We start from the raw sequence: 24,796 nt of genomic DNA, 5'->3' as shown, positions 1-24,796 counted from the left end.
TAGCCGACCAACGGTCGGCTCTACGTGGTGGCGATCGTCGCCSCGGACYGGACCCAGMCCCGGTAGAGCCGACCGTTGGTCGGCTGCTCTGCGATGGGGCCACGCGGTTACGGAACCGAACGCGGGCGCGCTTCGCGCGATAGCCGACCAACGGTCGGCTCTACCCGATTCATTGGGCCGGGCGGATTACCGGATAGGTTACGTGTAGGGCCAGCCGACCAACGGTCGGCTCTACCCGCAAATAATCCGCGTTGCGGATTATTTGCTGCCGCCGGCTACCGTGCTGGCGGCCTGGATCTCGGCTTCGGCGCGGGCGGCGTAGAGCGTGCCCGGCGGCGGTTGGCGGCTGAAGAAGGTGTGCACGCCGTCGAGCACCGCACCGGCGATCTGGCGCTGGTAGGCCGGGTCGATCAGGCGACGCTCTTCATCGGGATTGGAGATGAAGGCGGTTTCGACCAGCATCGCCGGCATGTCCGAGGTGCGCAGCACCGCGAAGTTGGCACGTTCGATGTTGGGCTTGTGGTTCTTGCCGATGCGCTTGAGCCCGCCCAGCACGTGGCCGGCCGCATCTTCAGACGCCTTCATGTACCCGCTCTGGGCCAGGTCCAGCAGCACGTTGGCCAAGGTGCCTTCGGTCTGCTGCAGGCGCACGCCACCGACCAGATCGGCGGCGTTTTCCTTGTCGGCCAGCCAGCGCGCACGCTGGGACGAGGCGCCCTTGGTCGACAGCACGTACACCGACGAACCGGTGGCGGCGCGGTTTTCAGCCGCGTCGGCGTGGATCGAAATGAAGATGTCGGCCTTCGCCGAACGTGCCTTCTGCGCGCGCATCGGCAGCGGAATGAAGACGTCGGTGTCGCGGGTCAGGAAGGCTTTCAGGCCGGGCGTGGCATTGACCTGGCGCGCCAGTTCGCGCGCCACTGCCAGGGTGATGTCTTTTTCCCGCTTGCCGGTGGGACCTACCGCACCGGGATCCTGGCCACCGTGGCCGGGATCGATCGCCACGACCAGCGGGCGCATGCCCGGGCGCATCTTGATCCGCGACATTTCGCTGGGCATCACCGGGCGCGGCGGCTCGGCAGGCACCACCACCGGCGTCGGCGCAGGCACCACCGCGGCGGTGGCTTGGCCGGCCAGGATCGCCGCCGGGGTGGCCGAGTTGCTGGCCGCATTGGCGTTGCCGGCGGCCGCCACGTTCACGGCGGCAGCGGCCGGTGGCGTGGGGGTCGGCACCGGCGTGGCGGCCGTGGCGCTGGCCTGCTGGCGCACCGAGGCGGTGAGCAGTGCGGTGGCACGCGCCGCATCGCTGCGCGCCTGCGCTGCGTTGGCGGCGGTCTGTGCCGGCGGCACGGCGCCCGCGACCGTACCGGCCGGGGCGGGTGCGGGCGTCGGGGTTTGTGCGGGTGCAGGTGCGGGGGCGGGCGCGCTGGCAACACTGGCCGGCGCATCGCCCGGCCATTCGATGACCAGCCGCGATTCGTCGCCCTGCTTGACCATCTGCGGCCGGAACGGCGCAACCGATTCGGCCAGGTCGAACACCACCCGGAACGTGCCGGGCACCGGCTGACCGGTGCGCACGGCGGTGACCACGCCCTTGGGCGCTGGCAGCTTGAGGTTGCGGACCGCGCTGGAGTCCGGGAAATCCACCACCAGACGGTTCGGGCCGGCCAAACTCAGGGTCTTGTAGCCACCGCTGCCGGACAGGGCGATTTCCGCGCGGGTGCCGGTGGCACCGGTCTCCAGACCCACCTGACGCACTTCACCGGCCCACGCCAGGGCGCTCGCCAGACAGAGTCCGACGGCGGCACAGATGGCGGTGAGTGGTTTCCCCATTGGCATGGGTCAAGATTCAATCACCGCCCTGAATGAAATGCAACTCCTTTTCCCTTAATAATCCGTAACCTGCCGGTGTTTCCTAGTGTCAGCCGACAGAAAGGGCCTGCAAGTCGCCCCCTTGTGGCAACCGGGCAAGCCATTCACGACCCGCGTCGCTTGTCGCATTGAGACGCACACGGCGTCCCTGCCCTTCGATTTCCAGCGCCACGATCAGGTCGGTGGGTGGCAGCGCGCCCGCGCCGCGCTCGGGCCATTCGATCAGCCACAGCGAGGCACTGCCCTCGTCCAGCCCCAGGAAATCCAGCTCATCGGCCTGGCCGATGCGGTACAGGTCCAGGTGCCAGGCTTCGTGCCCGTCGTCCAGCGGATAGCGCTCCACCAGCGTGTAGGTGGGGCTGCGGATGGCGCCCTGCACGCCCAGCGCGCGCAGCAGCGCACGCGCCAGCGTCGACTTGCCCGCGCCGAGGTCGCCCTGCAGCTGCATCACCGCCTGCGGCGGACGGGTCGCGGCCAGCCACTGCCCAAGCAGGTCGGTGTCGTCGGTCTGGGCCAGGAAAAACGTGATCATGCGGGTCGAGGTTCCGGATTCACCAGCCGGCGCAGCGGCACCAGCAGGTCGGTGGGGAGCAGGCCACGCTGGCCGTCGCTGGCGGCGGCATCGCCGGCCAGCCCATGCAGCAGTGCACCACTGCTGGCCGCATCGAAGGCATCCAGCCCCTGTGCGCGCAACGCAGCGATGATGCCGGTCAACAGATCGCCCATGCCGCCCACGGCCATGCCCGGGTTGCCCGCCGCGATCACCCGCGGCAGCTGACCGGGGGCGGCGATGATGCTGCCGGCGCCCTTGAGCACCACCACCGCGCCGAAGCGCTCGGCCAGGGCCTGCGCAGCGGCGAAACGGTCGGCCTGGATCGTGGCCGTGTCCACCCCGAGCAGGCGCGCCGCCTCGCCCGGATGCGGGGTCAGGATGGCGTCGTGCAGCGGCTGCGGCGCGGCGGCCAGCAGGTTCAGCGCGTCGGCATCGACCACCAGCGGCGTGCCGCTGCCCAGCACCTGCCGCCACAGCTCGCGCGCCCAATCGTCCTGGCCCAGGCCCGGCCCGATCGCGATCACGCCGGCCCGCGCCAGCAGGGCCTGCAGGTCCTGCGCGTCTTCCACCGCGTGCGCCATGGCCTCGGGCAGGCGGGCCAGCAGCGGGGCCACGTGCAGCGCCTGGGTGGCCACGCTGACCAGCCCGGCGCCGGCACGCAATGCGGCCTCGCTGGCAAGCATCACCGCGCCCCCGCTGCCGCGGTTGCCGCCCACGCACAGCACGTGGCCGGATTCGCCCTTATGGGTATTGGCGCGCCGCGCCGGCAGCAGCCCGGCCAGCCGGGGCGCCTGCCATGGCACCCCACTGGCCGACACCTGCGCGTCTGCGCCGTCCGGCAGCTGCAGCGGTGCCAACCGCCGCGCCCCCACGTGTTCCAGCGCGGCGCCGGTATACAGGCCCTGGTGGCAGACGATGAACTGCAGGGTCACGCTGGCGCGGACCGCGCTGCCCGGCACGGCGCCGGTGTTGGCGTCCACGCCGCTGGGCACGTCCAGCGCCAGGACCGGCACGCCGGCCTGGTTGATGGCCTCGATCAGCGCCGCCGCCTCGCCGGCCGGCGCTCGGTTCAGGCCCAGCCCGTACAGCGCATCCACCACCACATCGGCGGGGGGCAGTGCACCGGCAAACACGGCCACCTCCCCGCCCTCGTCCTGCCAGGCCTGCAGGGCCGCCTGAGCCAGCGCGGTGGCCGCGGCATCGGTGGCCAGGCGCAGCACGTGCACGGCGCGCCCGGCCTGCCGGGCCAACCGGGCCAGCACATAGCCGTCGCCGCCGTTGTTGCCGGGCCCCACCACCACACACAGGCGCTGCGCCTGCGGCCATTGCTCCAGCAGGCACTGCCAGGCGGCCTGCCCGGCCTGGTCCATCAGCGCGGCACCGCCATCGCCTAGCAGGGCGCTGGCACGCGCATCGATCTGGCGCGCAGCAGGTATATCGAACAGTTCAGCAAGCTTGGGCATGCCGGGATTCTATACTTCCCCCCATGTCTGCTGTGCCCCTCCCCGCCCCCGTCAACCTGGCCCGCGCCACCGAGCGCGTGCGCGAGATCGCGCGCGCGCATGGCTTCCAGCGCTGCGGCGTGTCCGGCATCGAGCTGGGCGAGGACGAAGCGCACCTGGCCGACTGGTTGGGCAAGGGCCTGTACGGCACCATGGACTGGATGGCCCGGCACGGCACGATGCGCGCGCGCCCGGCCGAGTTGTTGCCCGGCACCGTGCGGGTGATCTCGGTGGGCATGGACTACGGCCACAAGGACGACGCGCAGGCGTGGGACACCCTGCACGACGGCGACCGCGCCTACGTGGCGCGGTACGCGCTGGGCCGCGATTACCACAAGCTCATGCGCAACCGCCTGCAGAAGTTCGCCGATGCGATCGCCGCCGAGATCGGTGCGTTTGGCTACCGGGTGTTCGTCGATTCGGCGCCGGTGCTGGAGCGCGCCCTGGCACGCAATGCCGGGCTGGGCTGGATCGGCAAGCACACCTGCCTGATCGACAAGCAAGGCGGCTCCTGGTTCTTCCTGGGCGAGATCTACATCGACCTGCCCCTGCCGGTGGACACGCCGGCCACCGCGCACTGCGGCACCTGCACGCGCTGCATCGATGTGTGCCCCACCCAGGCCATCATCGGCCCGCAACGGCTGGATGCGCGGCGCTGTATTTCCTACCTGACCATCGAACACGACGGCGCCATTCCCGAAGACATGCGGCCGTTGATGGGCAACCGCATCTACGGCTGTGACGACTGCCAGCTGGTGTGCCCCTGGAACAAGTTCGCGCGGCGCACCGACGAGCCGGACTTCCGCGCCCGCAACGATCTGGATACCGCCTCGCTGGCGCAGTTGTTTGCCTGGGAAGAAGACGAATTCCTGCGCCGCACCGAAGGCAGCCCGATCCGGCGCAGCGGCCACGAGCGCTGGTTGCGCAACATCGCCGTGGCGCTGGGCAATGCGCCCACCAGTGCGCAGACGCTGGCGGCGCTGGACGCGCGCCGCGCACATGCCTCGCCGATCGTGCGCGAGCACGTTGCCTGGGCCCTGCAGCAGCACGCCGCGCGGAACCCCGGCGCATGACGCTTGTGCGACCATGGGCGCCCGTTCGTACCGTTTGACCTGTCCATGGACCGCAGCGCGCAGATCCTCACGCCCAGCCAGCTCAACATCCTGGCCCGCGACCTGCTGGAAGGCGCCTTCCCGCTGATCTGGGTGGAAGCCGAGCTGGGCAGCGTGACACGCCCGGCATCGGGGCACATGTACTTCACCCTGAAGGACGCACGTGCGCAGATCCGCGCGGCGTTGTTCAAGCCCAAGAGCCAGTGGCTGAAGTTCGTCCCGCGCGATGGCATGCGCGTGCTCGCCCGTGGCCGGCTAACCCTGTACGAAGCGCGTGGCGAGTACCAGCTGGTGCTGGACCACATGGAAGAAGCCGGCGAAGGCGCGCTGCGCCGCGCGTATGAGCAGCTCAAGGCACGGCTGGAGGCCGAGGGCCTGTTCGCCGCCGAGCGCAAGCGGCCGATGCCGGCGCATGTCCGCCGGCTGGCGGTGATCACCTCGCCCACCGGCGCGGCGGTGCGCGACGTGCTCAGCGTGCTTGAACGCCGCTACCCGCTGCTGGAAGTGGACCTGCTGCCCAGCCTGGTGCAGGGCGACAGTGCCGCCGCGCAGATCACCGCGCTGCTGCGCGCGGCCGATGCCAGCGGCCGCTACGACGTGATCCTGCTGACCCGCGGCGGTGGCTCGCTGGAAGACCTGTGGGCGTTCAACGACGAGCACCTGGCCCGCGCGATTGCGGCCAGCAGCACCCCGGTGGTGTCTGCGGTGGGCCACGAAACCGACTTCAGCCTGGCCGATTTCGCCGCCGACCTGCGCGCGCCCACGCCCTCGGTGGCCGCCGAACTGCTGGTGCCCGACCAGCGCGACCTGCAGTTGCAGGTGCGCCGGCTGGCCGCGCGCATGGTGCAGCTGCAGCGCCACGGCCTGGGCCAGGCCATGCAGCGCGCCGACCGCGCGCTGCTGCGCTTGAATGCCCAGGGTCCGCAGGCCCGCCTGCAATTGCTGCAGCGGCGCCAGCAGGACCTGGGCCGACGCCTGGACGCGGTGTGGCGGCAGCAGCAGGAACGCCGGCAGGCGCAGCTGCGGCATGCCGCCGTGGTTCTGCGCAACGGCCACCCGCAGCGCCGCCTGGATGCGCTGCGCGAGCGGCTGGACCGGTTGATGCCACGCGCCGACGCGGCCATCGGGCGCCAGCTGCAACGCGACCAGCTGCACCTGCGCGGCCTGGCACGTTCGATGGAAGCAGTGAGCCCGCTGGCCACGGTGGCACGCGGCTACAGCATCCTCACCCGCGACGAAGACGGCAGTCTGGTGCGCTCGCCGCTGCAGGTGCGCCCCGGCGACGCGCTCACCGCACGCGTACAGGACGGCGCGATCAACGTCGTAGTAAAGCAAACCCCGTAGAGCCGGGCTCTGCCCGGCTGCACGCGATCAATGATCACCACGACCTGACGGAAGCCGGGCAGAGCCCGGCGCTACGTCCTCGGTGCGCCAATTACGCTTTCCAACGGTTGCCGCGCCCTCACCCGCCCGCGCTTTCGCAGAACTTCTGCCGGTATTCCATCGCCTTGGGCATCAACGCCTGCAGGTTCTGGATGCGGGTGCCCGGGTTGGGGTGCGTCGAGGAAAACTCCGGCGGCGCCTGGCCGCCGCTGGCCTGGCCCATGCGTTCCCACAGCGGCACCGCCTCACGCGGATCGAAGCACGCGGCGGCGGCGAGCATCAGGCCCACTTCATCGGCCTGGGTTTCGTGGCTGCGCGCATACGGCAGCAGGTAGCCGTAGCCCATCGCCGACATCATCATCTGTTGCTGCTGCGGGTCCATGCCGCTGGCGGCGCCGGCCATCTGGCCGATCTGGGTCAGCTTCTGCTGGGCCATGCGCTGGGCACCATGGCGCAGCAGCGCATGGGCGATCTCGTGGCCCATCACCACGGCCATCGCGTCCACCGTGCGTGCCACCGGAATCAGCCCGGTGTACACGGCCATCTTGCCGCCGGGCAGGCAGAACGCGTTGGCCTGTTCGGACTGGATCACGTTGACTTCCCACTCGAAGTCGCGCGAGAAATGCGCCGGCTTCAGCCCGTGCTCTTCGGCCAACGCGGTTTCCACCACGTCCACCTTGGCAATCAGGCGCTGGGCGATCGCACGCACGTCGCGCGATACCTGCGCGTTGGGATCCACCGGCCGTTCCTGCGCCAGGATTTCCTGGTAGGCCTGCAGCCCGAGGGCCTTTTCCTGGTTGGCGTCCAGCGCGCTGTCGATGAGCACGCTTTCCCCGGTGTAAGGGTCCACCGCCCGGTTGGAAAACCAGTAGAAGGCGGCATACCCGGCGAAGGCCAGCAGCACCCACCAACGGATGTTGCCAAACAGGCCGGGACGCCGGGCGCGGCCCTGTTGCTGGCCGCCGAATGGATCGTTGCGCATGGTGCAGGTTCCTCGCTGGACCGACGCCACCCTGGCCGGCACGGCGTCATCTTAGTGGCTGCGGCGGGATTTGACGTGAGTGCCGGGTCGATGCCGTCGCCGGTCAGATACCGCGCACCAGGCGGAACCCGATCCGGGCGCTGGTGGTGTCCGAATCCTGCGACTGCCGCCAGGCCGCGCGGGTCTGTTCGGGGGCGTTGGCCCAGTTGCCGCCGCGGATCACCCGCTGCCGGCAGCCCGGGTTGAACCACGCCGCGCCATCGGCCGGTGCGCGCCGGTAGCTGGCATGCCAGCAATCGGCCACCCACTCGCTGAGATTACCGGCCACATCGTGCACGCCCCAGGCATTGGGTTCGAAGCTGGCCACCGGCGCCGGGCCCCACCAGCCGTCGCCATAGCCGACGAACGCGTTGTACCAGCGCCGACCCGACGGCGAGACGTCCTCGGCACCGGTGAAGTTGCCCGAGCGCGCAGGCGGCGTGCCCGCATCGCCCCACGGGTAGCGGCCACTGCTGCCGGCGCGCAACACGTATTCGAACTCGGCCTCGCTGGGCAGCCGGTACGAGCGCCCGGTCTGTTCGGACAGCCAGATCGCGTAGTGCTCGGCGTCGCGCACGCTGACGTGCATCACCGGCGAATTGGCCAGCGCCGGGGCGCCGTTGTAGTCCGATTGCCAGTCCACCCCACTGTGCCGCACGAAGTTGCCGCTGCGTTCGTCGTACACGATCGAGTGGCCACGCCGCGTCGCGCGCGGACGGGCGTTGCTTGCCTGCACGTAGCGGCGGAAATCGGCGACGGTGACTTCGGTGATCGACAGCGCGAACCCGCGCTCGAAACGCACGTAATGCGAGGGTTTCTCCGCATCGCTGGCGCCCAGCTCGGCGTCCCCGGCGCCCATCTGGAAGCCGCCATGCGGCACCACGATCATCTGCGGGCCACGGCCTCCATCGCGCAAGGCGTCGCTGAACACCTGGCGCGGGCGGAAACTGCCGTAGTGGGTGACCAGCTCGATGCGTTCACGCAGCTGCCCCACTACCGGGTCGCCGGGCAAGGCCATGCGCAGCGCGTCTTCAAGCTTCTCACGCGCCGCCTTCAGCCCCTGTGGCGTGGCCAGGTCGCGCAGGCCTTCGTCACGCAGGCGGGTCAGGGTATCGGCACGGATGCGCTCGATGCGCTCGAACGCATCGGCGATGGTGATCGACGAATCGCGCACCTTGGCCGCCTCGGCCAACCAGGTTCCCGCCGTGGCGAAATCGCTGGCACGCGCGGCGGTTTCCGCACGGCCGATCAAACCGCTTTCGGCGGCGGCCAGGCCCTGGCGGGCGCGGGCGTCGTCGGGATTGAGCGCCAGCGCCTCACGGAAGTTGGGGATGGCGCCGTCGCCGTCTTCCCCGATCCGGCCGGCGCGCAGATCCTCTTCGCCGGCGCGGTTGTAGGCGATCACCCGCTGCGCCATTTCCACCCGCGACTGCAGTTGGCGAACCCGCGGGTCGTCGGGGGCGATGGTCAGCAGCACCAGGGCCATGTCGCTGGCCTGCGCCACGGCCTCGCGCTGTTTCAACGGCCGGACCAGCAACGCGTTGGCATCGTCCAGCAGCTGCTGGCGTGCGCGCTTCAGCCCGGCCACGGCCTGGCGGTCCTTGGCGTCGCGCTGCAGCAGCGCCAGCCAGAGCGGAACCGCCGCCTGCGCGTCCTCGTACAGCCGGCCCTGCTCGAAGGCCTGCGCGGCCTGGCGCCGCGCCGCCGCAACGCCGTCGTCGGCAATCTCCACCGCGGGCGGCTGCCAACGCTGCACGGTCTCGGCCGCGTCCTCGCCCCCGATGGTGACCTGCGCAGCCGGCGCCGCAGCGGCCGGCTGGGCACGCGCAGCCGGCTTGGCCACCGCCGCGGGCGGCGACGGTGCATCGGCCGAGCATGCGGCCAGGGCGACCAGCACACCGGCCAACAGCGACGCGGGAAGGACAGAAGTGCGCACAATCAGGTTCCTTGCAGCCAGGCACGAGCATTGCTGAATCCGACCGGGTGAGGCAAGCCACGCCTGCCGCCACGCGGTGACAGGTTCATGATACCGGCGCGCAGGCCGACCACGGCGCGTTATCCTGCTCCCCCTGTGCACCCCCTGCAGTAGACGGAACCCACGTGGCTTATTGGATCAAAACCCCGGCGGAACTGGACGAGCGCTACCGCCAGCGCCCCACCCGCATCGGGCTGGACACCGAATTCATCCGCGAACGCACCTACTGGCCGCAGCTGGCCCTGGTGCAGATGGCCGTTGGCGAGGAGATCCTGCTGATCGACCCGCTGATTCCCGGCATGAACGAGGCCTTGGCCACGTGGCTGGCCGACACCAGCATCCTGAAGATCATGCACAGCGCCAGCGAAGACCTGGTGACCTTCAAGGTCGCCTGCGGCGTGCTGCCGCGGCCGCTGTTCGATACCCAGATCGGCGCGGCGCTGGCCGGCATCGGCGGCGGCATGGGCTACCAGAAGCTGGTCAACGCGATCACCGGGGTGACCCTGGCCAAGGGCGAGACGCGCTCGGACTGGATGCGCCGTCCGCTGTCGGAGGCGCAGCTGGAATACGCCGCCGATGACGTGGAGTACCTGTTCGCGATCCACGATGCGATCGACGCCAAGCTCGGCGAGCTGGACCGCCGGCAGTGGCTGCAGGACGACGCCGAACGCCTGCTGGCCAGCGTCGAGCACGACGAAGAACGCTGGCCGCACGTGGCGATGCGCTCGGCGCAGTTCATGGACGCCGCGGCACAGATGCGTCTGCTGCGTCTGCTGCGCTGGCGCGATGTGCAGGCGCGCATCAGCGACAAGCCGCGCAGCTGGATCCTGGACAACGAACTGGCCGCCCTGCTCGCGCGCACCCCGCCGGCTGATGTCGCCGCGCTGGACAAGCTGATGGAAGGCTTCCCGAAAGCCCCGCGCAAGCTGCTCACCCCGGTCTGGGAGGCATTGACCACCCCGCTGGACGACGAAGCCGACGCACCGCTCGCCTTGCCCGGCACCGACAGCAACAAGCAGGCCCTGAAGCGGCTGCAGGATGCGGTCAGCGCACGCACCGCCGAACTGGGCTTGCCCGACGGCGTGCTGGCCTCGCGCAAGCATCTGGAAAGCTACCTGGAAAGCCGCCAGTGGCCCCCGGCGCTGGCAGGCTGGCGTCGCGCGCAGCTGGAGCCGGTGCTGGCACCGTTGCTGCCTACCGCTTGAACGCACCGCCGCCCGCCGGGCCGCATGCGACGCGGTATCGGGGCTGTGCGCCCCGCTACCGCCTGCAGTGAGATGCCCGTGGCGCACGCAGGGCGTGTGTCGCCCTACACTTGCCGCCCCCTTGCCCCGGTGGCGTGCATGATCCAGATTCTGTCCCGATGGCTGCTGCTGGTGCCGCTGGCAGCCGCGCTGCTCCCGGCGCTTGCCGACGCATCGGCGTTGCGCGACGACGCCGCGCCGGCCAGCAGTTGCCAACCCGACCCCGACAGTTGCCCGCCCTGGATGCCCTCGCAGGCGGATATCCGCGCGGTCACGTCCGACTACTTCTGCGAACTGATCGATAGCGGTGCGCTCGCATCGCCATCGGCCGGCCGGGTGGTGGTCGAGCCATCGCGCATGGCGTGCGCGGCATTGCATCCCGAGGTCGGCGCCAATTTCGTCTGCGGCGGCGAGGTCCGCGTCGTCCTTCCCGACGGTACGCAGCGCTACCACGGCGTCAGCCCCACCCTGCACCACGATGCCGACAACCGTATTGCGATCTACCAGGGCGACGATGACGCCGGCAACGAACGCTGGCACGTGCCTGTATCGCACCGCGGCTCGCGTTACTGCACCGCGCCGACAGCACCTTGACCCCAGCGCTGCACCGCAGGCACCGCGCGATTCTGTACGGCGGACAACAGCGCGCGCACCGCGCGATTCCGGGCGTGACTGCAGACACATCCGCAGCGGTTCAGCGCATGCAAGAGTGAACTGCACGCCGCCTGCCACGCCTGTGCAGGGTGCCGGTGGACGTCGCATCCCGCAGGACCGCGCCAGTGGCGCAGGTGCTGCCCACGCTGCTGCGCAAAGGACTTCCATGCATACGATCACCGCCCGACGGACCGCAGCTTCCTCCCACCGCACCGTGCGCGGCCTGCGCCGGTGGCTGGGCCTGTCATTGCTGTGCGTTGCCGCCAGTGCCAGCGCCGCCGACGACCTGCAGGCACGCATCGCGCAGGCGATGCAGGGCACCGCCACGCCGGCCATGGGCGTGCTGGTGATCCGCGACGGCAAGGTCCCCGAACAGGCAGTCAGCGGCGTGCGTCGAAACGACGCCAAGACCGCCGCAACCAACAACGATGCCTGGATGATCGGCTCCACCGGCAAGCCGATCACCGTGGCGATGATCGCGCGGCTGGTCGAACAGGGCGTGCTGAAGTGGGATGCGCCGTTGTCGGCGATGCTGCCCGATCTGGCCGCGCAGATGCAGCCGGCCTACCGCGATGTCACGCTGGTGCAACTGCTGTCGCACCGCGCCGGCCTGCCGGAGAACCTCACCGACGGCGCCGCGCTGGATGCGTTCTTCACCGACACCCGCGCCCTGCCCGTGCAACGCGAGGCCTACATCAAGGCCGCCCTGTCCGAAGCACCGGTGCATCCGCCGGGCACCGAATTCGCCTACAGCAACAGCGGCTTCCTGGTCGCGGCGGTGATCGCCGAACGGGCGGCCGGCGCGCCGGTGGAAACGCTGATCCAGCGCGAGGTGTTCCAGCCCCTGGGCATGACCGGGGCCGGGTTCGGCACACCGCCGGCCGGGCAACTGCTGGGCCACCGCGCCGGCGTGCCGGTAACCCGCGCACCGACCAAGGCCGACGATGGCGTACCGCCGATCTACACCGCGGCAGGCAACCTGCACATGCGCCTGCAGGACCTGGCGCTGTTTGCCATCGACCAGCTGGCCGGTAGCCGCGGCCAGGGCAAGCTGCTGACCCCGGCGTCGTATGCGCTGATGCAGACCGCGCAGCCGGGCAGTCCGTCCGGACTGGATTGGGGCGTGCAGCCGTCCATCGCCGGCCGCCAGGGCCCGGTGCTGGTGCATGGCGGTTCGGATGGCAACTGGCTGGCCTGGGTGGTGCTGTTCCCCGGGCAGAACAGCGGCGTGATCGCCATTGCCAACGCCGCCGAGGACATGGGCGCCGACAAGGCCAGCATGGGCCTGCTCGGTGGCCTGTTCGCCGAACTGGCGCCTGCCGCCCCCCCGGCCGCGAAGTAGTCCACCCACGACGCCCTGTACGCGCAGGGCGTCGTTGCCTGTATCACGGAAGACAGTCACGGAAGGCCGTCACGGCAGGCAGCAGATTGCCTAGAATGCGCGTCCGATTCTCTGCAAGGACGCTGTTCCCCATGGCGCATTCCCCCCACGACGCGCTGACCCTACGTCGCAACGCGCGCGATGCCCTGCACCAACACCGCTTCGATGACGTCGACCGGCTGCTGGACGAGGTGGAACAGCAGTGGCTCGACGGCAGCACTACGCGCTTCGGATACGGCTGGCTGCTGGCCACCCTGCTTGATCCTGCGCAGGATCTGCCCACCCGGCTTGAGCAGGCGCGAAAGTGGTGTGCGCAACAGCCGCACAGCCCGCACCCTTGGGCCGTGCTGGGTGCGCTGTGGGATCGCGCCTGCGGGCGCATCCGTTCCAGCGAAACCATTGAAACCATCCGCCAGGTGCAATGGGACGCGGCCGGCCTCGCCCGCGACCACGCACTGGCCGCCTGGCTGCACACCATTGCACGGCACCCGCGCCCGGCCTTCGTGCTGGGCAGGATGCTGCGGATGTCGTGCTACCTGGGCGAGCCGCGTTGGCTGCAGCAGCTGCAGCGCGGTGGCCGTGCCGATCTGTACAACGCGCAGCAGCACCAGGATCCGGATGGATTTGCGGCCGCCGTAGCGTTGTTGGCGCCGTATGGGCGCCCGCTGGAGGCCCTGCCCGCCCTGCCGCCGCTGCTGGCCGGGCGCAGCGAAGAAGCGTTCGAGTACGCCGCCGATTACTGGCTGCAGCAGGCCCTGGCGATCCGTGCCAACGACACCGACGCGCTGGAAACCTACCTGTACTACCTGTACCCGCGCTGGGGCGGCAGCCATGCGCTGATGCAGCACTTCATCGACGGCGCCGACGCCGCCCGGTTGATGCTGCCCCAGCGCAACCGCCTGCGCGTGTTGAAGGAACGCGACTGGCTCGGGTTCCAGCCGGATGCCGACAATGCCGACGACGTAGCCCAGTACGACCAGGCCTACGCCGCGCTGCTCGACCTGCACCTGGATGCGTCGACGCGGGCCCTGGTGCTGTGCTGGTGGGCGATGCTGGACTACCACCTGGGCCGCGACGAACCGCAGGAGAACCAGGTGCACTGGGACCCGGTGCGGATGGCGCATGCGCATGACTGCCTGGCCGAGGCCTTCGCGCTGGACCCGGCCTGCGTGATCGAAGAAGGCTTGACCGTGCTGGAAGCCTGCGCGCTGTTTGCCCACGTCGACGGCGCCGACACGCTGTTTTCGCAGGTGCTGGCCAGTGTCGAAGACTGGACCGACAGCGCGCATGCGCTGGCGTGGCTTGCCGCGGGCCGCCAATCCGGCCTGTTCGGCTTCAGTGTCGACGCCGCGCTGGCCACCCGGCACCTGCGCGGGGCGCAGGCGATGGCCCCCGAGGAAGACGTCGACCTCTCCACCGTGGCGGCCAACCTGTTCTGCGCGGTGTCCGCCCCGGCGGGCCTGCAGATGCTGCTCGACCTGGGCGCCGCCGGGGATCCCCGGTCGATGGCCACGCTGGTCGATCTGTACCGCGGGCGTGTCGGCGGCCAGGACTTCCCTGCCTTCATCGATCCGGTGCAGGAAAGCGCGTGGACCGAGCGTGCGATCGCCGCCGGCGACCTGGTGGTGATCTACAACCGCGCGTGGCAGCTGGGCCAGGCCTTCGAGCAGAACCCCGAGCCGGCCCTCCAGCAGCAGTCCCGCGCGCTCTACCGCCGCTGCGTCGATGAAGCCGCGCCCCACGACCGGGTGTGGCGGCCGGCGCACAAGAATCTGGCGGTGCTGCTGTACCAGGGCGAGGATGACGCCGACAAGCAGGAAGCGGTGTTCGACCTGCTCGGGCCGCTGTGGTGGCGCGGCGACAGCGCGACCCAGGCGTGGGCGGCCGGCTTCCTGGCCGATGTCTTCCACTTCGGCAACGGCGTGCCTGCCAACGCCTTCCTGGCCAAGGTATGGCTTGAGCGCGCCGCGGAGGCCGAGCCGGACAATGCCGACGTGCTGCGCATGCGTCCGCTGATCGACGGCCAGGGCAAGCTGTTTGGCGCCAGCCGCGCCACGCGCCAACAGGCCCGCGACCGCGACAAGGTGGACCTGCGCAGCTGGCAGCTCACCTTCGGCCAGCATGCCGTGCCGGACCGGCACGACATCCAGCCGGTCTGAGACGGGGAAGCCGACCAACGGTCGGCTCTACCTGGGGGCGAGGGATCAGACGCAGCCGCGCGCTTTCAGCACGGCCCAGCGTTCCGGGCCGATCGCCTTGCGCAGGCCCGGCAACGGATCGATGTTGCCGCTGTTGTCGGCCACCGCCACCACGAAGTCGTCGGTGGTGGTGAGCAGGGCGCGGCGTTCGGGGGCATCCAGCCACGCCGCCACGTTCTTGAGCACGCGCGTGGCCGAGGCAGTGCTTTGGCGCAGCTCCATGTACTGGCTGTGGCGTTGGCAGGCCTCGGTCAGTGCCGGCTCGGTAAACCAATGCTCCTCGCTATCGCCCTGCACGTCGCGGATCTCGTCGGGCGCCCACAGGTAATACCGCGCTTCGTCATCGCCACGGTCCAGCACGGCCTGGCGATACGGCTGCCGGCCCCACACCAGGAACGGCGGCCAGGCCGCGGGGGTGTCCTCGGCGGTGAAACACAGCAGCAGGCAGTACAGCGGATCTCCGGCGGGAATGCGTGGCAGCTGCGCGCTGACCGCCTCGATCAGCAACCGCTCCACCTCGGCGGTCACCGTGGCCAAGGTTTCGCCCGGACGCGGGCGCTGGTACTCCAACCGGCTTTTGCCGTTGCGGCGCCCCTTGGCATCCAGATACTCCAGCACGATCGTGTCGAGCTGGCCGGCGTCGTTGTAGGTGTAGACGTTCTGGCACCACCAGGTGGGCTCGCGCTGGGACCAGTTTTCGATCACCACCCGCTGCAACTGGTCGCCTTCCCAATGGTAGGTCTCGTTGAAACCGCGATCATCGGTGATCAGGTCCAGCCCCTGCAGCTTGCCGTTGTGCTCGCGCCACTCCCAGCCCGATGCGATGTCGCCGTCGTCAAACGACAGACTGTGGCGCACACCGGGCGCATGCAGCCACGCCGTGATCGTGCCGCGCGTTCCGCATTCGATCACTACCCGCCCCTGCGCATCGAAGCCATGGCGTACGTGCCTGGCGGGGTCCGCCTTGTCATCGGTGACCCACCGCGCTTTGGGACCGCCCTGCTTCTCCTGCAGGAACGGCGTGGCGAACGCCATCGACTCGGTGGCCCAGCGCCACTGCACCACTGCGGCCTTGCAGGTGGCCACCAGCGTCCTGGCCGCGGCGGGATCGGAGTAGGTCGTGTAAAGCTGCCGGAGCATCGTCAAGGTCCCTTTCAACGTGGGGCATCGGGCAACCGCGCGTCCGATGCGGGCCGGGGACCATAGCACGCAACGCACAACGCCCTGCATGGGCAGGGCGTTGTGGGACTACCTCAGCGGCAGCGTCGGCAGCGCGCGAACGCGCCGCCGATGCAGCCGACCTTACCAGTTCATGTTGAGCGAAACGCCCACGGTGCGCGGTTCGTTGTACACCGCCGCCATGTAGTTCTCGATCACACCCTTGAGGTTCTTCTCATTGGTGATGTTGCGCGCGAACAGGGCCACTTCCCACGCGCCGTAGTTGCCCGAATAGCCCAGCTTCAGGCCGCCTTCGAAGCTGCCCTTGGAGTTGAACTCGGCCGAGTCGTACAGCACGAAGCTGGTGTAGCCCTGCTTGTTCCAGTCGGTGGAGACGAAGAACACATCGCTGTCGTTGACCGGCACGTCGTAGCGCGCGGCCAGGTTGATGTTGTACTTCGGCGCGTTCGGCAGCGGGTTGCCGTTGATCTGGGCGAACGTGTTGGCACCAACCTTGATGGTCGGGTCGTTCACGGTGCACACCACCGCGCCGTTCAGGGCGCAGACCTGGGCGTACACGCGGTCGTCCTGGATCTCGCTGTGCAGCAGGCTCACGCCGGCGCTCAGGCTCAGGTTCGGAATCGGGCGCAGCTGCATGTCCGCTTCCAGGCCGTAGGCCTTGGCCTTGTCGGCGTTGAACAGCACGCCGTTGCCGTCCGAATCGTTGCCGTTGAGCTGGATGTCGTTGACCACGTAGGTGAACGCGGCCGCGTTCACGCGCAGGCGGTTGTCCCACAGGCTGCTCTTGATGCCCGCTTCCCAGGACAGGATGGTTTCCGAATCGGCGGTGGTGAAGTCGGCGTTGAACACCGCCGAACGGCCCTGGATGGTCGGGCCACGGAAGCCACGGGCCACGCGCGCATACACGCTGAACTGCGGATTGAACGCGTACATCGCGCTCACGTCCCAGCTCGGGGTGGTGTCGGCCATTTCCACGTCGGTGCGACCCTTGTAGGTCACCACGCCGGCGGCGGTGTCGGCGGTCTTGAGCAGGCGGGTGTGCTTCTCGTCGCGGGTCTGGCGCACGCCGGCGGTCAGGGTGAACTTGTCGGTCACGTCATAGCTGACCTGGCCGAAGCCGGCCCAGGAGGTGTTGACGTTGCGCAGGCGCACCCAGTTGTTCGGGTTGCGTGCGTTGCCCTGCAGGAACCAGGCGCGCTGGTAGAAATCGGTGGTGTCGCGGCCGTCGAAGTAGAACGCGCCCACCTGCCACTTCAGGCGGTTGTCATCGCCATTGGCCAGGCGCACTTCCTGGGTCCACTGGTCCAGGTCGCGGATCTGGCCCATCGACTGGCCATAGCCGTTGGGCAGGCCGTTGACCGGGAAGTTCACCGCCGCGCCGCCATCGGTGTCGCCGCGGCTGTAGCCGGAGGTGGTTTCGTAGGCGGTGATAGAGGTCAGCGACAGGTCGCCGAAATCGTAGACGGCCTTCACCGAACCGCCGTAGGTCTTGTAGGACTGCGGGTTGTTGTCGGCTTCGTCGTAGGCCACGCGGTCACGCGCCACGTCGGTCTTGTTGGAGCCCTTGGTGATCGCGCCACGCAGGAACAGGGTCGAGGTGCCGTCGTAGTCGCGCGCGTGGGCCGAGGCCAGCAGCGAGAAGTTGTCGGTCGGCTGCAGCAGCAGCTGGGCGCGCACGTTGCGGTCGTCGAAGCCGCCCATCGCGTTCTTGCGCGGGGCCACGGTGCCATCGGCGCTGGGGCCGGTGTAGGTGTTGTCGACGTAGTCATCGCGGTGCTGGTACAGCGCCGAGACGCGGAACGAGGCGATGTCGTTGATCGCACCGCCCACGCCGCCGTCGATGGCCACGCTGCCGAAGCTGCCATAGCTGGCCTGCACGCGGCCGCTGGATTCCTGGCTGGGCTTGATGGTGTCGAACTTGACGATGCCGGCGGTGGTGTTGCGGCCGAACAGCGTGCCCTGCGGACCGCGCAACACTTCGATCTGGTCCACGTCATAGACCGGGTTGGACTTCAGCACCACGTGCTCCAGCACCACGTCGTCCTGGATGATCGACACCGGCTGCGAGGCACCCAGGTAGAAGTCGATGTTGCCCAGGCCACGGATGTAGAAGCGCGGGAAGATGCGCCCGGTGGTGGTTTCGGCGTAGAAGCTGGGCACCTTGCCCGACAGCGCCAGCAGGGTGTCATCGCCGCCGGCCGTGTAGTCGCGGATCTGCTCGCCCTGCACCACGCCCACCGACACCGGCACTTCCTGCAGGTTGCGCTCGCGGTGGTCGGCGTTGACGGTGATGGTGTCCAGCGAGGTCGGCGACGCGTCCTGTGCCATCGCGGTGCCGGCCAGGCCGAACAGCGAGGCGGTGGCGCAGGCCAGCGCCAGTGCATGGCGGCGCGGCAGCGCGGTGGAATGACGGGACGACAGCGACGCGGAGGTGGTGCGGAAGGCAGGCATGCAGGGGTCTCGGGGAGTACAGATCGGGTAGCGTGGGGTACACGCGGATGAACAACATCGGCACCGCTGTCTTCACAGCGATGGGGCACGGTATTGCGTGGATGTTGCAGGCTGGTTGCAGGGCGATGCGGGGGACGGCCGTCCATCCCCTACCCTGGTCTGCTGGCTGAGCCGCCGGGAATTCTGGCGCGGATTATGCCCGCTCGGCGCAGTGGCCGGTAGGCTTGACGCTGTGCCGGATCTGGTCAGCGGCGCGCGCGGCCGGGGCTGCGCGCGCCGCCAGGCAGGCTCAGGCCGCGGCCGGACGGCGCACGGCGGCCGCCGGGGCGGCCAGCTGGAAACGGCCCACCGTGTGCTGCAGGTCGGCCGATTGCGCGTTCAACGCCCGGGCCGCTGCCGAGGCTTCTTCCACCAGCGCCGCGTTCTGCTGGGTCACCCCGTCCATCTGCACGATGCCCTGGTTGACCTGCTCGATGCCGGCGGCCTGCTCCTGGCTGGCGCTGGCGATTTCCTCGATCAGCCCGCCCAGCTCACCCACCGACGCCACCACCCGCTGCAGCGTCTGCCCGGCTTGGTGGGCCAGCTGGCTGCCCTCGGCCACCTGGGTGCTGGAGGCCTCGATCAGCCCCTTGATCTCGCGCGCGGCCTGGGCCGAACGCTGCGCCAGCGCGCGCACTTCGGAGGCGACCACGGCAAACCCGCGCCCTTCTTCGCCCGCCCGCGCCGCTTCCACCGCCGCGTTCAACGCCAGGATGTTGGTCTGGAAGGCGATTCCGTCGATCACCGTGGTGATGTCGGCGATACGCACCGACGCCCCCTGGATGCCGGCCATGGTCTGCACCACCTGCGCCACGGCGGCACCGCCCTGCGCCGCCACCTGGGCGGCCTCGGCGGCCAGCCGGTCGGCTCGGCGGGCATGGTCGGCGTTCTGCTTCACCGCCGCGGTCAGCTCCTCCAGCGACGCGGCCGATTCCTCCAGGCTGGCCGCCTGCTGTTCGGTGCGGCGCGACAGGTCTTCGTTGCCGGCGGCGATCTCCGCCGAGGCGGTGGACACCGACACCGCGGCCTGCTGGATGTCACCGACGATGGCGGTCAGCTGCGCCACGGTCGCATTGGCGTCATCGCGCATGGTGGCGAACACGCCCTGGAACTCGCCCTCGATGCGCCCGCGCAGGTCACCGTCGGCCAGCGCGCGCAGCAGCCCCGACAGCGCCGCCAGGTTGTGGTCGGCGGTGACCATCAGGGTATTGAGGCCCTCGACCATCACGCGGAAGTCGTGCTGGTAGGCATCGGCGTCGCCGCGCACGCTGAAATCGCCGTCCGCCGCCGCCGCGACCAGCCGCTTGATCTCGCCGTTGATCGCCTGCAGGCGACCGCGCACCCCGTTGACCGCCTCGGTGATGCGCGCCTTCTCGCCGGGCAGCGCTTCCATCGCCTCGGACAGGTCGCCGTCGGCGTAGGCCCGGACCAGCGCGACCATGCGCAACTTGGTGCTGATGTGGGCATCGACCAGCGCATTGGTACCGCTCACCATGGTGCCGAACTCGCCCTCGAAGCGGCCGGCATCGATACGGTGGCTGATCGCGCCGTCGGCATGGCGCTGGCTCATGTCGTTCTGCGCATCGATGATCTCGCGCAGCTTGCCCTGCATCTGCGCCAGCGCACCCATCAGCTGACCCACCTCGTCCTGGCGCTGGACTACGATGGTCCGGTCCAGGCGACCGGCAGCGACATCACGCGCCACCTGCCCGGCCTGCGCCAGCGGCACGCTCAGCATGCGCCGCACCACCACCAGCAGCGCCACGATCACCGCCAGCAGCCCGAACCCGGCGACCAGCGCGATGTCCAGCATCAGCCGGTGCAGCACGCTCTGCAGCACCGACACTGGCTCCAGCCCCAGCACCGCCCACTTCCAGGGGCCATACGCCTGGGCCGACACGAAATAGGCCTGCGCCGGGCCATCGGCCGCGGTGCGCAGGTGCAGCGTGGCCTGCTCGGCCTGGCCAGCCAACAACGCCTCCAGCGCGGGCAGGTCCGCCGCGTCCACCTGCGTGGCCAACAGCTCGCCCTCGGCCGACGGTGCCGCGATCAGGCTGCCGAAGCGCTCGCCTGGCCGGGTATCCACGGCCAGGAAATGACCCTGCTTGCCCAGCTGCGCGGTGCGCAGGCGCGCCTTCAATGCGGCCAGGCCGTCGGAATAGTTCTGCCCCACGAACGCGATCCCCACCACCTCGCCGGCCGCGTTGGTGATCGGCGTGTAGTGGGTCATGTAGTCCACCCCGAACAACCGCGCGGGGCCGGTATAACGCCCGCCTTTCAACAGCGAGGCGTACGCCGGGTTGGCGTGGTCCAGCGCGGTGCCCAGCGCGCGGGCGCCCTCGGCGTTGCGCAGCGAGGTGGACACGCGCACGAAGTCGTCGCCTTCGCGCACGAACACGGTGGCCACGCCGCCGGTGGCGGCGGCGAAGCGGTCCACCGCCGATTCCTGCAGATTGATCGCCTGCGTGCCCAGGCGCAGCGTCGGCACCTGGCGCTCGCCCACGGTGACCGGCGCGGCGGCATCCAGGCTGGCCTCGCCATCAGGCAACAGCGCGCGGAAGGTGCCGGCCATGCGTTCGGTGCTGTCACTGAGGCTGCGGTCGTACAGCTCGACCGAATCACGCATCAATGCGGTGGACGACTGTAGGCCGGCCTGCACGCGCTGTTCGTAGCTGTGGGCAACCTGGCGGTAGATCAGCGCCGCCAGCAGGACGAAGGCAACGGCAGTGATCAGGCCCATCAGCAGCGCGAGACGCGCGCCGATGGAGGAGGAGAAAACGGTGGCGGCACGGGTCGTCATCGTTGGTACTCGGAAGGGAAAAAGTGTGGGATGTTCGTCACACTTCTTATCGGCACCCTTTTTGGTCCTCTTTACCTTTTCCGGGCTAGTCCTTTCGTACTAGGGCAAAACGCCAAGTCCTTGTTTTTGCTTGTATTGGATCGTGACAAGTCTTCACAAACCCCGAGCTGCGTTCAGAAACGGTGGTGTCGGCCGAGAGCGGAGCCACCTGCGCAGACTGAAGACGCCAGATGGCACGCCTGCCGCACATCGCCCACCGCGCGCGCCGCATTGCGCACGTGCCAGCGCCGCCGCCCCTTGGCAGCGGCCCATTCACGGCGCTAGACTAGGTGCATCGCGAGGCAACGCCCACGCGGTCTGTACCATCCGTGGGGCCATAGCTCAGCTGGGAGAGCGCGTCGTTCGCATCGACGAGGTCAGGAGTTCGATCCTCCTTGGCTCCACCACTTATTCAGCCCGATAGGGCTTCGAAAGGCCGGAATACCTGCAAAACAGGGCTTCCGGCCTTTTTCGTTGGACCGGTCCCTTCACCGGCAGACTCCAGTTCACCCCCGAGTGAGACCCGCAGCCCCATCCCGTCCGGTGCCGTCCAGAACCTGCCGACACCGGTGCGCTTGTCGAGAAACATGACGTCGAAGGAGCAGGTCACGCGATCATCCATCGCGCTTTGGCACTCGAAGAAGCGGCGCAGAAGGTCAAGATGGTGCGTATCGAACGCGCGGGTGTCGCTGAAGAACAGCGCCGGTCTCAAGCGGCCGTTGAACGCGTTGCATGCGGTCCGGTCCGGTGATCGCTGTTCCTGCATCGAGAAGCACGTACTGATCGGGTCGACGGTTTCCAACCGGATCCTGTGCTCGCCGATGTACAGGCCATGCATCTGGAACCCATCAGATGCGGGCGATGTAAAGAAGATGTTCCCTACACACTCACCAGGCGGACTACCTGCGCGAATACGCGCGGCCTTTGCCTCGCTGGCGATCTGCAGCACATCCACACGCGCATTCTGGCGCTCATGGAGCAGAAACAGGCGCAGAAAAACCACCATCAGCACGACGTCGCCGGAGCCCGCAATAGCCCCGTACTTCCAGGAATAGATTTTCTGATAATTGCGAATAATCACGTGTTCTGTCGCATTTGACCCCCGTGACAGCACGGCGCAATGATCCCCGGCAAGGATCAGATGGTCTTGCACATCGGCCGCAATAATCAGCGTCATGGCAGACAAGACTCCACGCACAGCGCATCGCAAGTAAAGGAACTACGTCATGCCGGGAAACTTCATCATCAAGGCCAGCCAGCATCCGTTTCTGGCCGGCGAACGGCTGCCCGCGCAGCTTGCATCGCTGCCGGACAACCGGGCAGCGCTGTTCGATGAAGCCTTCGTTCTGAAGGACAAGACAACCGGCGAGCCGTTACCCAATATTGCCTATCGCATCCTGCTTGAAGATGGAAACGTTCTGTCTGGCGTTACCGATAGGCTCGGCCTCACGCATGTCGTGAACTCCGCCGCCGCCCAAGCGCTATCGCTGCAATTGCAGGAGAGCTGACGTCATGGTCATCACTGCCGCACGCATCCTGTATCGCACTATCGCCAGTTCTTCGACGTCACCGGTCTCCAACAAGGTGCGCAAGGAGGTGCGGATCGACAGGCCGCGCGACGTCCTCCATCTGGATCCTGTTGCGCTGGCCCCGCAGATCCTGGATGAAGATGAGCGCCCCGTAGAGGGCTCGACCGAGCCCCATGCCATCCCGTACAAACACCCGATGGTCAAGGTGGCCCCGCATACCAACCGCATTGCCCATCGCGAGCTGAAGATCCGTGTCTGGAGCGAGGGCCGCCCGGACAACCACCATCAGGGCAAGACAGTGACATGGTCCATGGCGCCGCTATTCGTGCCGCCGGGCGAGGAAGGTCAACCCGCCCTTGATCCGGCTTTCCGAGGGAGTTGGGCGCATGCCGTTGCCGAACAGCGTGACCGCTTTACTGCGCCGGATGAACTGAGCGCGGTGGGATTCACCCGCCTCAGTCAGGAATGCGCCACGACTACGGTGGATGAGACGGGGCATACCGCAATCCGCGTCAACCTGGCACCGGTCGCATTCAATGCCGCTCGCATCAGTGTGCAACTTGAAGGGTCGCCAGCTGCGGTGGATGTGATTGATGTTGAGGTGCCGGGGATCATTGTCATTGACCCGGGGCATGGGGGTACAGCGAATGAAGACGGATCTTCAGCCAACAATGCAACATCACACACGAGCGGCGTTCTTGAGAAGCAGCTGACACTGGAGTTCGGATTGCGCACATCTCGCGCACTTCGCACATTACGCACCAATGAAAACAGGAATTTGCGAATTCATCTCACGAGGCCTGACGATGAAAACAAGCCCGGAACAGACCGCGCGAATGTAGGCCGCGATAACGGCGCCGACATACTACTCAGCATCCACTTCAACGGAGCCAATGGGATCGCCAGAGGCACGGAGACATTGGTCCGCCCGCGCAGAGACAATGTCAACTTCGCCGAAGACACGGCACTCGCGGAAAGAGTCAACGATGCGACTTACGGTGCCATCCTCGCCCATGATGCTGGCGCCAGAAATCGCGGTGTAAAGTCCGAAAGGCAGCTTGCGGTCTTGAGTGACCCTCAACTTGGAAACACTGCTTTGTACCACCCGCTTCGCGCTGCGCTGCTGGAGGTCGAATTCATCGACCACGAGGATGTAGACAAGCTCCTGAGCATCACCGATGGATACGAGCAGGTCCGACAGGATATATGCGACGCCATCGCAGCTGCATTACTCGAAGATCTGAGGCGCAACCAATGAAGGAAATTTGAGGCATGCATCTCCATTTTCCGTCCCCACTCCGCCTGGCACTGCGGTACCCCAGCCTGATCTATGCAGTTCTTATAGCCTGCACCTTGCCGTCGCTTGCGGTAGCAGCCGCCGTAGAAGAGTCGACCGACGTGGCACTGTCTTCCGAAGCGCGCTCGAAGCAGCTTGCTGCCCCCTACACACTGCAGCCTGAAAAGCTCCGTGAGACCTCGCGGCCCGTCCAGAAGTCGAAACTATTCAGACTCCTCGCGATCGGATCTGCACAAGCACGAATCGTCAACATAGAGGGTGAGTTAGTCAGGTCATCAGCGCCCAGAGCGAGCATCCAGACCTTGGAGATCAGTCCTGACGAACGCTGGTTTCTTGTAAAGGTGGGTAACTCCGGATATTCGATTGTTTCTGCAAGATCGCTGATAGATATGGCGAAGCCTCCGATGCATCCGGAGGCCCCAGAGGACGCCAACAACATCAGCTGGAAGATTTTCGACAACAACCATCTCATCGGGCAGGCCGACCTCCCTTCGCTGGACACCGAAGGCCTGACGGCAGCCGAGGTGGAGTCGCTTCCTCCCCGGGACACACTGATCTACCTGTACA

18 protein-coding genes and 1 tRNA gene are annotated in these 24,796 nt (G+C 68.2%); 10 read left to right on the top strand and 9 right to left on the bottom strand.

The window, feature by feature from the left end; translation table 11 throughout:
* Window positions 1-258 precede the first annotated feature (258 nt).
* The 3 genes from AC1DCJ_RS19790 to AC1DCJ_RS19780 all read right to left on the bottom strand — a co-directional run bounded on the left by AC1DCJ_RS19790 (window position 259) and on the right by AC1DCJ_RS19780 (window position 3,888).
* Window positions 259-1,839, bottom strand: coding sequence for an N-acetylmuramoyl-L-alanine amidase (locus AC1DCJ_RS19790; RefSeq protein WP_478071750.1), 1,581 nt, complete (start codon window positions 1,837-1,839; stop codon window positions 259-261).
* A gap of 82 nt (window positions 1,840-1,921) precedes the next feature.
* The gene (gene tsaE / locus AC1DCJ_RS19785; protein WP_478071749.1) at window positions 1,922-2,404 is read right to left on the bottom strand and encodes a tRNA (adenosine(37)-N6)-threonylcarbamoyltransferase complex ATPase subunit type 1 TsaE; all 483 of its coding nucleotides are present in this window, start codon (window positions 2,402-2,404) and stop codon (window positions 1,922-1,924) included.
* A complete protein-coding gene (locus tag AC1DCJ_RS19780; protein WP_478071748.1) occupies window positions 2,401-3,888 on the bottom strand; it encodes an NAD(P)H-hydrate dehydratase in 1,488 nt (495 codons plus the stop codon). The genes tsaE and AC1DCJ_RS19780 overlap by 4 nt, the downstream gene beginning before the upstream one ends.
* Before the next feature lie 23 nt (window positions 3,889-3,911).
* Here AC1DCJ_RS19780 and queG point away from each other — a divergent pair, with 23 nt between their 5' ends.
* Both queG and xseA read left to right on the top strand, forming a co-directional pair.
* A complete protein-coding gene (gene queG / locus AC1DCJ_RS19775; protein WP_137189971.1) occupies window positions 3,912-5,000 on the top strand; it encodes a tRNA epoxyqueuosine(34) reductase QueG in 1,089 nt (362 codons plus the stop codon).
* 45 nt (window positions 5,001-5,045) lie between these two features.
* Window positions 5,046-6,383 (top strand): exodeoxyribonuclease VII large subunit, encoded by a 1,338-nt coding sequence (gene xseA, locus AC1DCJ_RS19770; RefSeq protein ID WP_478071747.1) that lies wholly within the window; start codon window positions 5,046-5,048, stop codon window positions 6,381-6,383.
* A 118-nt stretch (window positions 6,384-6,501) separates the two neighbouring features.
* Here xseA and AC1DCJ_RS19765 read toward each other — a convergent pair whose 3' ends face one another.
* Together AC1DCJ_RS19765 and AC1DCJ_RS19760 are read right to left on the bottom strand one after the other, a co-directional pair.
* Entirely contained in the window at window positions 6,502-7,404 is a 903-nt protein-coding gene (locus AC1DCJ_RS19765; protein WP_038687367.1) for a M48 family metallopeptidase, read from the bottom strand.
* Between the two features lie 103 nt (window positions 7,405-7,507).
* On the bottom strand, window positions 7,508-9,382 hold the full coding sequence (locus AC1DCJ_RS19760; RefSeq protein WP_478071751.1) for an SUMF1/EgtB/PvdO family nonheme iron enzyme: 1,875 nt from the start codon (window positions 9,380-9,382) through the stop codon (window positions 7,508-7,510).
* A gap of 161 nt (window positions 9,383-9,543) precedes the next feature.
* Here AC1DCJ_RS19760 and rnd point away from each other — a divergent pair, with 161 nt between their 5' ends.
* The 4 genes from rnd to AC1DCJ_RS19740 all read left to right on the top strand — a co-directional run bounded on the left by rnd (window position 9,544) and on the right by AC1DCJ_RS19740 (window position 14,856).
* The gene (gene rnd / locus AC1DCJ_RS19755; RefSeq protein ID WP_313422226.1) at window positions 9,544-10,623 is read left to right on the top strand and encodes a ribonuclease D; all 1,080 of its coding nucleotides are present in this window, start codon (window positions 9,544-9,546) and stop codon (window positions 10,621-10,623) included.
* Window positions 10,624-10,761: 138 nt separating this feature from the next.
* The gene (locus AC1DCJ_RS19750) at window positions 10,762-11,256 is read left to right on the top strand and encodes a hypothetical protein (protein ID WP_478071746.1); all 495 of its coding nucleotides are present in this window, start codon (window positions 10,762-10,764) and stop codon (window positions 11,254-11,256) included.
* 226 nt (window positions 11,257-11,482) lie between these two features.
* Complete coding sequence (locus AC1DCJ_RS19745) at window positions 11,483-12,658, top strand: serine hydrolase domain-containing protein (RefSeq protein WP_478071745.1); 1,176 nt, start codon at window positions 11,483-11,485, stop codon at window positions 12,656-12,658.
* 131 nt (window positions 12,659-12,789) lie between these two features.
* On the top strand, window positions 12,790-14,856 hold the full coding sequence (locus tag AC1DCJ_RS19740; RefSeq protein ID WP_448136189.1) for a DUF4034 domain-containing protein: 2,067 nt from the start codon (window positions 12,790-12,792) through the stop codon (window positions 14,854-14,856).
* A gap of 45 nt (window positions 14,857-14,901) precedes the next feature.
* Here AC1DCJ_RS19740 and AC1DCJ_RS19735 read toward each other — a convergent pair whose 3' ends face one another.
* The 3 genes from AC1DCJ_RS19735 to AC1DCJ_RS19725 form a co-directional block, all read right to left on the bottom strand.
* A complete protein-coding gene (locus AC1DCJ_RS19735) occupies window positions 14,902-16,035 on the bottom strand; it encodes a hypothetical protein (RefSeq protein WP_478071744.1) in 1,134 nt (377 codons plus the stop codon).
* Between the two features lie 162 nt (window positions 16,036-16,197).
* Window positions 16,198-18,525 carry a TonB-dependent receptor gene (locus AC1DCJ_RS19730; RefSeq protein ID WP_141059285.1) on the bottom strand — a complete coding sequence of 776 codons (2,328 nt, stop codon included), beginning with the start codon at window positions 18,523-18,525 and terminating at the stop codon, window positions 16,198-16,200.
* A 289-nt stretch (window positions 18,526-18,814) separates the two neighbouring features.
* Window positions 18,815-21,364 (bottom strand): Cache 3/Cache 2 fusion domain-containing protein, encoded by a 2,550-nt coding sequence (locus AC1DCJ_RS19725; protein ID WP_478071743.1) that lies wholly within the window; start codon window positions 21,362-21,364, stop codon window positions 18,815-18,817.
* Between the two features lie 370 nt (window positions 21,365-21,734).
* Between AC1DCJ_RS19725 and AC1DCJ_RS19720 the strand changes: the two genes are divergently transcribed.
* A tRNA-Ala gene (locus AC1DCJ_RS19720) sits at window positions 21,735-21,810 on the top strand.
* 5 nt (window positions 21,811-21,815) lie between these two features.
* Here AC1DCJ_RS19720 and AC1DCJ_RS19715 read toward each other — a convergent pair.
* Window positions 21,816-22,580, bottom strand: coding sequence for a hypothetical protein (locus AC1DCJ_RS19715; protein WP_478071742.1), 765 nt, complete (start codon window positions 22,578-22,580; stop codon window positions 21,816-21,818).
* Window positions 22,581-22,629: 49 nt separating this feature from the next.
* Here AC1DCJ_RS19715 and AC1DCJ_RS19710 point away from each other — a divergent pair, with 49 nt between their 5' ends.
* From AC1DCJ_RS19710 to AC1DCJ_RS19700, 3 genes are all read left to right on the top strand, one after another.
* Complete coding sequence (locus AC1DCJ_RS19710; RefSeq protein WP_159497330.1) at window positions 22,630-22,911, top strand: hypothetical protein; 282 nt, start codon at window positions 22,630-22,632, stop codon at window positions 22,909-22,911.
* 4 nt (window positions 22,912-22,915) lie between these two features.
* Complete coding sequence (locus AC1DCJ_RS19705) at window positions 22,916-24,190, top strand: N-acetylmuramoyl-L-alanine amidase (protein ID WP_478071741.1); 1,275 nt, start codon at window positions 22,916-22,918, stop codon at window positions 24,188-24,190.
* A 14-nt stretch (window positions 24,191-24,204) separates the two neighbouring features.
* Window positions 24,205-24,796: hypothetical protein (locus AC1DCJ_RS19700; protein ID WP_478071740.1), on the top strand; the 592-nt coding region annotated here is incomplete at its 3' end.

This window comes from Stenotrophomonas sp. 10N36 (genome assembly GCF_056395005.1).
The sequence above is the reverse complement of the archived record's forward strand: the minus strand, read 5'-3'. Positions and strand labels throughout refer to the sequence as shown.